This is a genomic window from Mesorhizobium sp. M4B.F.Ca.ET.089.01.1.1, assembly GCF_004022605.1.
In the GTDB taxonomy this organism is placed as follows: Bacteria; Pseudomonadota; Alphaproteobacteria; order Rhizobiales; family Rhizobiaceae; genus Mesorhizobium; species Mesorhizobium abyssinicae.
The window spans coordinates 1-2623 of record NZ_RZOS01000627.1 but is presented as its reverse complement, the minus strand read 5'-3'; the positions used below and the strand labels follow the sequence as shown (position 1 = coordinate 2623).

Genomic DNA, 2623 nt, shown 5'->3' with positions numbered 1-2623 from the left:
GCCGCCGCCGGTGGCCTAGGCGGCATCGACACTACGGCCGCATGACGCTCGCCGAACGCTCGGCGAACGAAAGCGGGTGCACGATCTCCTTCTTCTGCGCCACCGGCGTGAAGCCGAGCTTCTGGTAAAGCGGCAGCGCCGCCGGGTGGTCGAGCGTGCAGGTCTGCACAGTCACCCGCTTCGGGCCATGCGACCAGGCAGCCGATATGGCGGCGCCCAGGAACCAGCGGCCGATGCCTTGCCCGTGCGCATGCTCCATCATGCCGAAATAGGCGAGTTCCACCTCTTCCGGCAGATGCGGCTTGAGATCGAAGAAGCCGGCCGGCGCACCGTCGAGATAGAGCACCCTGATGTCGCGATCCTCGCGGTGGAGGCCGGCCGAAAGCTCCTCGTCGCTCAGCCTCAGCACGTTCACCCAATGCCATTTGCGCCCCACCCGATCCATCAGGTAGCGGTAGAAATGCAGCGGAATATCCCTGGTCTTCAGGAGCGCGATTTGCCGGTTGTACGGGACAGGCGGTGACGCGGCCGGCGGCGCATGCATTTCGAGAAACGTTACCGTGACGTCGATGTCCTGCAGCGCTCCGTTTTCCATCACGGTCATTCCTTGCCCGTCACCACGGGCGTATCGGCAAGCCCGCCCCATTCGGTCCATGAGCCGTCGTAAAGCCTGTTGTCGGTGTGGCCAAGCGTCTCCAGCGCCAGCGTGATCGCCGCCGCCGTTATGCCCGAGCCGCATGACGTGACGACCGGCTTCGACAGATCTATGCCGGCATCCTCGATCACCTTGCGCAAACGATCCCTGGGCAGAAGCTCGCCGTTATCGGCCAATGCCGTGACCGGCACGCTGCGCGCGCCCGGCATATGGCCGGAGCGGATGCCGGCGCGGGGCTCCGGATCGGTTCCGGCAAAACGGCCGGCGGATCGTGCATCGGCGATCTGGCTTTCTCGTCCGTCGACGATGCGGCGCATTTCGGCGAGGCCGACGACGCGCGCGGCATCGAAGTCGGCGTGGAAGATGCAGGGCGCGATCTTCGTCGGCTCCGCCGTCACCGGGCGGCCCTGCGCCTTCCAGCGATCGAAGCCGCCGCTCAGTATGTAGACCTGGAAGACGCCCATGACCCGAAACATCCACCAGCCGCGCGGCGCCGAGAAATAGCCCGGGCCGTCATAGATCACGATCGTGTCGTCGGCCGAAACGCCCATGGCGCCGACATACTGCGCGAAATTTTGCGGCGACGGCAGCGTATGCGGAAGCCCGGAATCGGGGTCCGAAATGGCGTCCTGATCGAGGAAGCGGGCGCCGGGAATATGCGCCGCCTCATATTCGGCGCGTGCATCGCGCTTTTGCGCCGGCAGGTACCAGGAAGCGTCGATGATCGTCAGGCCGGGCTCGCCAAGGCGCTGCTGCAGCCAATCCGCGTCGACGATGAAAGGACTATCTTCGGCCATTCTTTCTCCTCCCATCTGGCAACAGTGTCGTCGATCAGATCGCCGGCATCGGTCCGAAGCGGATGCGGAAACGCCGGTTCTCGCGGCCCTTCTTCTCGATCTTGCCGATATGGATCTCGCCGACCTCGCCGGTGCTCTTCACATGGGTGCCGCCGCAGGGCTGGCTGTCGATCGAGGCATTTTCGCCGATGCAAACGATGCGGATCCTGCCGGTACCGACAGGCGGGCGCACATTCTTTGACTTAACAAGACCGGGATTGGCCGCCAGTTCCGCGTCGGTGATCAGCCGGGTGAAGATCGGATGGTCGGCACGCACCAGCTCCATCAGCCTCGCCGTCACATCTTCCTTGGTGAAATTGGCATCGGGAATGTCGAAGTCGACGCGGCTGTCGCCCTCGGAAACGGCAGCGCCGGTGATCGGGAACGGGCACACGACGGTGAGCAGGTGGCAGGCCGCGTGCATGCGCATCAGAAGATGCCGCCGCTCCCAGTCGATGGCGAGCTTGAGCCGCTCGCCGATCGTGGGCGCCGCTTGCCCGGGCGCCGGCACATGAATGATCTCGTCCTTGGTCTCGCCGGTGATGGTGGCGGCGATCGCGACCGGGCTGCCGTCGGCACGCTCAAGCCTGCCGGTGTCGCCAGGCTGGCCGCCCGAGGTTGCGTAGAAGATTGTCCGGTCGAGGATTATGCCGCCGCGCTCGTTGATCGCGACAACCGCCGCCTCGCTCGCCTTCAGGTAGGCGTCGTCACGAAACAGAGCTTCCGTCCGGTGCGCCATCACGCGACCTTTTCGAAGGGCACCGAAATGTCGGCCTTCTCTTCCATCCAGCCCGGCACCGGCAGGTTCTTCTCGCGCAGGAATTCGGGATTGAACAGTTTCGACTGGTAGCGCGTGCCGTAGTCGGCAAGGATCGTCACGATGGTGTGGCCCGGTCCCAGCTCGCGTGCCAGCCGGATGGCGCCGGCGATGTTGATGCCGGTCGAGCCGCCGACGCACAACCCCTCCTCCTGGATCAGGTCGAAGACGATCGGCAGCGCCTCCTCGTCCGGGATCTGGAAGGAGAAGTCCGGCTTGAAGCCTTCGAGGTTGGCGGTGATGCGCCCCTGGCCGATGCCTTCGGTGATCGAGCTGCCCTCGGCCTTCAATTCGCCGCTGGTGTAGAAACTGTAG

The 2623-nt window shown here is 64.9% G+C and carries 3 protein-coding genes and 1 pseudogene; all 4 read right to left on the bottom strand.

What is annotated here, in order from left to right:
- Positions 1-31: 31 nt before the first annotated feature.
- On the bottom strand, positions 32-595 hold the full coding sequence (locus EN780_RS31805; RefSeq protein ID WP_128276252.1) for a GNAT family N-acetyltransferase: 564 nt from the start codon (positions 593-595) through the stop codon (positions 32-34).
- 5 nt (positions 596-600) lie between these two features.
- Positions 601-1452, bottom strand: coding sequence for a 3-mercaptopyruvate sulfurtransferase (gene sseA, locus EN780_RS31800; RefSeq protein WP_128276251.1), 852 nt, complete (start codon positions 1450-1452; stop codon positions 601-603).
- 34 nt (positions 1453-1486) lie between these two features.
- A complete protein-coding gene (locus EN780_RS31795) occupies positions 1487-2230 on the bottom strand; it encodes an alanyl-tRNA editing protein (RefSeq protein WP_128276250.1) in 744 nt (247 codons plus the stop codon).
- Positions 2230-2623 (bottom strand): annotated as a pseudogene (locus tag EN780_RS31790) (pyridoxal-phosphate dependent enzyme); the annotation flags it as partial. The gene EN780_RS31795 and the pseudogene EN780_RS31790, both read right to left, overlap by 1 nt.

Bases quoted from the DNA above. Each gene is read 5' to 3' on its own strand.
- EN780_RS31805 (WP_128276252.1), bottom strand. From the start codon at position 595: ATGGAAAACGGAGCGCTGCAGGACATCGACGTCACGGTAACGTTTCTC.
- sseA (WP_128276251.1), bottom strand. From the start codon at position 1,452: ATGGCCGAAGATAGTCCTTTCATCGTCGACGCGGATTGGCTGCAGCAG.
- EN780_RS31795 (WP_128276250.1), bottom strand. From the start codon at position 2,230: ATGGCGCACCGGACGGAAGCTCTGTTTCGTGACGACGCCTACCTGAAG.